Below are 6,912 nucleotides of genomic sequence, written 5' to 3' on the forward strand. Positions count from 1 at the left end.
GGCTGGAGGATCGGTTGATGCTCCGGAACAGACTGCCGCCGCGATTGAAGTGACACCGCGGGGCGATGGCGGAAGAGTTCGAGTCGAGACCATCAGAGATGGCCAACGCTGACTTACCAGACGGACACGGCGCCTTTATCCGACCAGAAGCTCTGCCGCCCGTCGGTAGTACTCGGATTGCTGCTCGGCCAGCTCCCACAGGGAGGTCAGAGCACCCTGTGGGAGCCGCTTCTCGGCTTCACGCTGGCAGGCCGACTCATAGTCGGCCAGGCACGTGAAGGAGTCGACGGGGGCACCGCACTGCCAGGCGGCTGCCGCTTCCAGTGCGGATTCCAGCCCCTGCGCGGCAACGAGCTGCCGCTGTCCCGGCCGGGTCAGCACGATGGTCACGAACACCAATTGCGTCCACTTGCCGAAGAAGGCCCGACCCGGCAGCTCGGCCGGGTATCCGGCGTCCAGGGTCCAGTTCTCACCGAACGCCTCGCCCAACACGCCTTCGTCGAGGTCCTGCCCCTCAAGGGAAGCCACGATGTTGTCCACTCCCGCCACGACCAGGTCGTAGCGGTCGGACAGCCCGGCCCGGGCAGCCAACACGTGCATGGCCCCGCCCAGCCGGATGGCGGCGGCGCAGCACAACGCCGTCCCCGTCGCATCGAACATCTCGTCCATGGCCTTCTCCAGCCCCGTTCATCCCCAGAGCACGAGGTCGCGCTACGAGTCGCCCACCGGCTGGAACGGCAGCGGATCCTGGAACGTGACGCGCCCACCGGGTACGTCGGGATACTGCACGAGGCCGCCCTGCGCATGCAGTTCGGCGGACGCAAGGTCGCCCGTGGACAGCTCGAACATCTGCTCGCCGCGTCGGAGCGGCCTCATGTGACGTTGCGCGTCATTCCGTTCGAGGCCGGTTCGTTTCCCGGTGCCGGACAGACCGTGGTCTACCTGGAAGGTCCGGTGCCGCAACTGGACACCGTCCAGGTCGACAGCACGCACGGGCCGGAATTCCTGTACCAGGAGACCCAGTTGAGCAAGTACCGCGCGCAACTCGACTGGATGGAGGAACGTGCGCTCTCGCCCGAGGAGTCGCGCGGATTCATCCAGGACATCGCCAACCAGCTCCAGGAGACGAACATGCCCGACATCACCTGGGAAGAACCGTTCTGCGCCGAGGGATCGGCGTGTTTCCGCCTCGGCACCGACCCCGAGGGCAACGCCTACATCGCCATAGCCGGGGCCGAGGAGGCCTACCTCACCGACTCCCGTGACGCGCTGCGGACCATGGTCCTCGACATCAAGGCGGGGAAGGCCGACCACCTGCTGTGAGTCGGCGTCAGCCCGCCGGACGGTAGTACCCGAGGACCCAGGCCAGTTGGGCGAACCAGGTGTGCAGCATCTGCGGTGGCTTGGCGTTCACCATGGCCTCGTAGACGCGGCCGTCCACGTGGACCACGGCGACCATCAGGGCCTTGCCGTCGGGGCGCGCCTTGTAGTGGACGCTGCGGATCTCGGGCCAGGAGAAGTCGACGACGGTGCCGTACATGTCGAAGGCCACGCCCGACGCGTCGACGAGGACCGAGCTGTACTTGTCCATCGCCAGGAACTCCGGGGCGTCCGGCGGCACCTGCGCAGGTACGGGCTCCGGCACGGGCGACGGTACCGGCGCCGGCACGGAGGGTGCGTACTGCGGCGGGGGCGGGCCGAAGCCGGTGGGGACGGGGGCCTGCGGCTGCTCTGTCACACCGGGAATCTACCCGCCGTGGAGCCGTCCGCGGGAGTGGGGCGGACGGCGAGGACGGCGATGTCGTCCTCGCCGTCCGCGCCCAGGCCGATGAGGAGTTCGTCGCAGAACACGTCCAGGGGTTCGCGGGCCAGCGCGGCGGCGTGCCGGCGGAGGCGGTCCATGCCGTCGCCGAGGCACTCGTCGCGCCGTTCGATCAGGCCGTCGGTGTAGAGGAGGACGGTCGAGCGCGCCGGGATCGCGTCGCGGGCCCGGGGGCGGGGCAGGTCGGGGTCCAGTCCGAGGAGGACTCCGGCGCCGTCCTCCAGGTAGCGGGTGCGGCCGTCCTCGCTGATCAGGAGGGGCGGCAGGTGACCGGCGGAGGAGTGCACCAGCTCCCAGGGGCCGTCCGCGGGGCCTTTGAGGAGTCCGTAGATGCAGGTGGCGGTGGCCTCCTGGTGCAGGCTGTGGTTCGCCATGTCCAGGCGGCGCAGAACCGTCTCGGGGGGTTCCTGCCGGTCCACGGCGATGCCGCGCAGCATGCTGCGCAACTGGCTCATCGCGATGGCCGCGTCGAGGTTGTGGCCGGCGACGTCGCCGATCACCAGGGCGGTGTCCCCGCCGGGGAGGACGAAGCTGTCGTACCAGTCGCCGCCGACCTGGGCGGTGGTGGAGGAGGCCGCGTAGCGGGCGGAGATCCGGAGGTGGTCGATCTCCGGCAGCACGGGCAGCAGTGAGCGCTGGAGACGTTCGGCGATGTTCCGCGTCTCCTGGTACAGGCGGGCGTTGTCCACCCCCAGGCCGAGGGCGCGCGCCAGGTCGTCGATCAGGGGCAGGTCCTCCTCGGTGAACGGCCGTTCCACACCGCCGCGGGCCACGGTGAGCGCGCCGATGACCTGGCGGCGTGCCCGGAGCGGGGCGACGACGGCGCTGCGCGTGTCCATGCTCCGCAGCAGTTCCGCGTAGTGGGTGTCCAGCGGGCTCGTGGCCCGGTCCGGCGGTGGTGGCTCGGTGAGCAGCAGCGGGCCGGCGCCGCTCAGGGCGCGGGCCAGGGGACCGCGGGCGGCCTGCGACACGGGGGGAAGCGGGCCCTCGTGCTCCTCCGGGTCCGCCGCCCCGGGGGCACGGCGGACGACGCAGACGCGGTCCACCTGGGCGGCGCGCGCGGTGAACAGGTCCACAGCACACCAGTCGGCCAGCCGTTCGGTGAGGACCCGGGCCACCTGTTGCACGCCCTCGTTCAGGCCGGTGGCGTTGCTCAGCGTGTTCCCGGTGTCGGCCAGCAGCGAGAGCCGTTCCAGCGCGGACATGCCCGCGCCGTCGCCCTCGTTCTGCGGGACGCGCGACGGCGCGGGTCCGCCGGGCTGCTGCGGCGCCGGGGGCCGGGCCCGGCCGGGCGGGCGTGACGCGGCGTCCGGCGCGGCCGCCCTGGGGGTGAGCTGGGCCACGAACACGGTGCGGCCGTCGGGCATCTCCTGGGACTGGACGAACAGCCGGATGGGGATCAGCCGGCCGTCGCGGTGCAGCGCGGGGAGCGGCACCGAGCGGCCCAGGATTCCGGGCTGCCCGCTGAGCAGCAGGGAGGTGAACGCCGTGCGGTGGCGTTGGCGGAGGTGTTCCGGCATGAGCGTGGTGAGCCGCCGCCCGACGAGGTCGTCCGGGTGCCAGCCGAGCAGGTCCGCCGCCGGTCCGTTCACCACGATGATCGTGCCCCGCTCGTCGGCGGCGATCGTCGCGACCCTGCTGGCACGCACCTGGTCGGCGCCCCAGGAGGCCGGCTCCGACAGGCTGGAACCCGGCTCCCGGGGCACCACCGTCCACGCGGTGGGGGGCTCGCCGGCGAGCTGGCCGATGATCTGGTCGCACAGCCACTCGTGGAAGACGCGACCGCGCGGCAGGGCCGGCAGGGTGAGGAACCGTCCGTCACGGGCCGCCTCCTCGGCCAGGTCGAGCACCGCGCGCAGCGCCCGCGCCGCGGGGCCGGCGTCCGCCGGCACGGGCAGGGACAGGGACCGGATCTCCGCTCCGCCGGCCTGGTGCCGCAGCGCGGCCGTCACCCACGTGCTGATGAGGTGGTTCATGTCCTGGGCGGCGGCGAGTTCCGCCGGTGCGACGCCCAGGCGGTGTCCGGCGGCCAGGGCAAGGACGACCTCGCGGAGCAGTGTGTGACGGTGCTGCTGCGAGGCGGAGTACAGCGCCCCGGGCACGTCGATCAGCGTCACGGTCGCGCCGGAAGCCTCGTCCCCACCGGAAGCCTCGTCCCCACCGGAAGCCTCGTCCCCACCGGGGGCCTCGTCCCCACCGGGGGCCTCGTCCCCACCGGGGGCCTCGTCCCCACCGGGGGCCTCGTCCCCGCCGGACCCCGCGGCAGCGCCGGACCCGATGTCCGCGCCGGACCCGGTGCCCGTGCCGACCCTGGTGTCCGCGCCGGACCCGGTGCCCGCGCCGGACCCGATGTCCGCGCCGGACCCGATGTCCGCGCCGACCCTGGTGTCCGCGCCGGACCCGGTGCCCGTGCCGACCCTGGTGTCCGCGCCGGACCCGGTGCCCGCCGGTGGAGCCGGGGTCTCCCACCCGTCCGGCCGCGCCGCCGTCCCGTCGGGCGTCGCGCCGGGCCCCAGCTCGAACCACACCGTCTTGGTCTCTTCGCCGGTGTCGACGCCGTGCCGGGACGCCAGCCGGCCGACGAGGACCAGGCCCTGCCCGGTGCCGGCGTACGCGGGGTAGGCGTACGGCACCGGCCCGCGGTCCGGCCGCCGGTCGCTCACCCCGACGCGCACCGTGCCGCCGGCCGCCCGGACCTCGACCCCGACCTCGGTACGGGCGTGCAGCAGGGCGTTGGTCACCAGCTCACCGACCAGCAGTTCGGCGGTGTCCACCCCGTCCGGCGCGAGGACGTCGTGCAGGACGGACCGCACGAACCGACGGGCCTCCGCCACGCTCCGCGGCCCCTGGCCGAACCGCCGCGACGGCGCGCCCGGAACATGGTGGTCGGCCATGACCTCAGTCTGCCCCAGGGTGCCCGGCCCCGCGCCCGCGCACGGCCCGGGGGCGGCGGACGGGTGAAGACGCCCCCGCTCGCCGTGAAACATTTCCGCGGGCCCACCGCATCAATGAGGTGAGGGCAGCACACCGGCAGCGCACAGGCCGCACACAGGCCGCACGGGGACATACGGGAACACCCGGACTGGGGGAACAGGCATGAGACAGGTCCGCGCGGACGGGTACGCCGAGTTCGCGGCGGCACGGACCGGGCATCTGTACCGGTCCGCGTGTCTGCTCACCGCCGGGGACACGCACCTCGCCGAGGATCTCGTGCAGGAGACCCTCGGCAGGCTGTACGTCCGCTGGGGTCGGGTCTCCCGGGCCGACAACCCCGCCGGGTACGCGCAGACCGTCCTCACCCGCACGTTCCTCGCCCATCGTCGGCGGCGCAGCAGCGGTGAGCGGGCCGTGGACGTCCTTCCCGAGCGGGCCGGTGCGGTGGCGGACGTGCCCCTGCGGCTCACCCTGGTGGAGGCCCTCGGCCGGCTGCCCGCGAAGGACCGGGCCGTCCTCGTCCTGCGGTACTGGGAGGACCGGTCCGTGGAGGAGACGGCCCGTGCGATGAACGCCAGCTCCGCCGCCGTACGGACGCGGTGCGTGCGGGCCCTCGGCCGGCTGCGGGAACTGCTGGGCGAGGACATCGGCGAGTACGCCCGTCCCTGAGCGTCCCCGCCGTACTCGTAGTCGTACGCGCACACCCCCGTACGCGTACACCCGTGTCCGTCCGTGTCCGGCACCGGGCGGCCCGACCACCCCCACGACGTCCTTCCGACCACTCCGACCCCGGAAACGGTGGTGCGCCATGCCCGTCGACCAGACCCACGACCCCTTCGAGGACCGGCTCTCCGCCGCCCTGCACCAGGCCGGCGGCGCCTTCGACACCGACCGTGCCGCGCTCGCCGCGGCCGGCGAGGTACGCGGGCGCCGACTGCGCCTGCGGCGGCGGGCCGCCCTCGCGGGGGGTGCGGCAGGCCTCGCCCTCGTGGGGGTGGGCGGGGCGCTGCTCGTACCCTCCGGCGGGGGCGACGGCCCGCGCCACGGCTCGGTCGCCGCGACCGGGTCGGTCACACCGACGCACACCGCCACCGCCGCCTCCCCCGCCGTCTCCGCCGACGACATGGTCCGTACGCTCACGAAGCTGCTCCCCGAGGGGAAGGTGACCCGCGGGGCGGCGCGCGGGACGGACAGTCCGCTGGGGCTGCCGCCGCTCGCGCAGGTGGTGTTCGACGACGGCGAGGGCGCGGGGGCGGTCTCGCTGGTGGTGGACCGGGTACGGCGCGGGGAGGGGACCTTCGATCCGGCGAGCGTGGTGACGCCCTGCCCCGGGATGGAGATGCCCGGCGCCGTACCGGACAGCTGCGTGACGCAGAACCTGCCCGACGGGTCCGTGGTGACCCTGATCCAGGGATACGAGTACCCGGACCAACGCGAGGACACCAAGGCGTGGAGCGCCGACCTGGTCACTCCGGCCGGGCAGCGGGTGAGCGTGAGCGAGTGGAACGCCGCCGCCGAGAAGGGCGAGCCCGTCTCCCGGCCCGAACCCCCACTGACCATGGGGCAGTTGAAGTCGCTGGCCGCGGCGAAGGAGTGGCGCCGGGTCGCCGATGCCCTCCCGGAGCCGGCCGCGGCGCCGACGGCGTCGGGATCGGGATCGGGGTCCGCCGCGGACACGGCGGGTCTCGAGGGTCGGCGGATCCTCTCGATCCTCACCCACGCGCTGCCCGACGGCATGAAGGTGGTCTCCAGCGACCACGACGGGGCCGAGTTCGCCTACGCCGTCGTGGACGACGGCGAGGGCAGGAGCTACGTCCAGATCAACGTGCAGCGCGACATGTCCGACGCCGCGGGCGAGCTGTACGGCTCCGGCGCCGAGACCCTTGCCGACGGCACCCGCGTCGCGACGCGGCAGGGGCCGGGCGAGAAGGGCGGCGAGGGCGTCGTGATGTGGACCGTGGACACGATGCGCACGGACGGCAGGCGCGTGGTGGTCAGCGCCTTCAACGCGGGCAGCCAGACGACGGCCGCCACGCGCTCCGAACCGGCACTCACCATGGCCCAGTTGCGGAAGATCGCGCTCAGCCCGCAGTGGGAGGTGCTCGGCGGCTGAGACCGGTGCCGGTGCCGGCCGCGGTCGACGCGGCCGGCACCCG

The 6,912-nt window shown here is 73.6% G+C and carries 5 protein-coding genes and 1 pseudogene; 3 read left to right on the forward strand and 3 right to left on the reverse strand.

Features of this window, described 5'->3' with window-relative positions; all coding sequences use genetic code 11:
* Window positions 1-135: 135 nt before the first annotated feature.
* A complete protein-coding gene (locus tag ACGFQC_RS06835; protein ID WP_363092645.1) occupies window positions 136-669 on the reverse strand; it encodes a hypothetical protein in 534 nt (177 codons plus the stop codon).
* On the opposite strand from ACGFQC_RS06835, the pseudogene ACGFQC_RS06840 reads away from it, so the two are divergent.
* Window positions 649-1,119: pseudogene (locus ACGFQC_RS06840) on the forward strand (DUF5753 domain-containing protein); the annotation flags it as partial. The gene ACGFQC_RS06835 and the pseudogene ACGFQC_RS06840 overlap by 21 nt on opposite strands.
* A 211-nt stretch (window positions 1,120-1,330) precedes the next feature.
* Here ACGFQC_RS06840 and ACGFQC_RS06845 read toward each other — a convergent pair.
* Together ACGFQC_RS06845 and ACGFQC_RS06850 are read right to left on the reverse strand one after the other, a co-directional pair.
* Window positions 1,331-1,738, reverse strand: a complete 408-nt coding sequence (locus tag ACGFQC_RS06845; protein ID WP_363092619.1) for a hypothetical protein — start codon at window positions 1,736-1,738, stop codon at window positions 1,331-1,333.
* Window positions 1,735-4,716: a SpoIIE family protein phosphatase gene (locus tag ACGFQC_RS06850; RefSeq protein ID WP_363092620.1), complete on the reverse strand. Its 2,982-nt coding sequence runs from the start codon at window positions 4,714-4,716 to the stop codon at window positions 1,735-1,737. The genes ACGFQC_RS06845 and ACGFQC_RS06850 overlap by 4 nt, the downstream gene beginning before the upstream one ends.
* 202 nt (window positions 4,717-4,918) lie before the next feature.
* Here ACGFQC_RS06850 and ACGFQC_RS06855 point away from each other — a divergent pair, with 202 nt between their 5' ends.
* Both ACGFQC_RS06855 and ACGFQC_RS06860 read left to right on the forward strand, forming a co-directional pair.
* The gene (locus ACGFQC_RS06855; RefSeq protein ID WP_363092621.1) at window positions 4,919-5,425 is read left to right on the forward strand and encodes a SigE family RNA polymerase sigma factor; all 507 of its coding nucleotides are present in this window, start codon (window positions 4,919-4,921) and stop codon (window positions 5,423-5,425) included.
* 139 nt (window positions 5,426-5,564) lie between these two features.
* Entirely contained in the window at window positions 5,565-6,869 is a 1,305-nt protein-coding gene (locus tag ACGFQC_RS06860; protein ID WP_363092622.1) for a hypothetical protein, read from the forward strand.
* Window positions 6,870-6,912 lie beyond the last annotated feature (43 nt).

It is taken from the genome of Streptomyces sp. NPDC048734, from assembly GCF_043198675.1.
Taxonomy (GTDB): domain Bacteria; phylum Actinomycetota; class Actinomycetes; order Streptomycetales; family Streptomycetaceae; genus Streptomyces.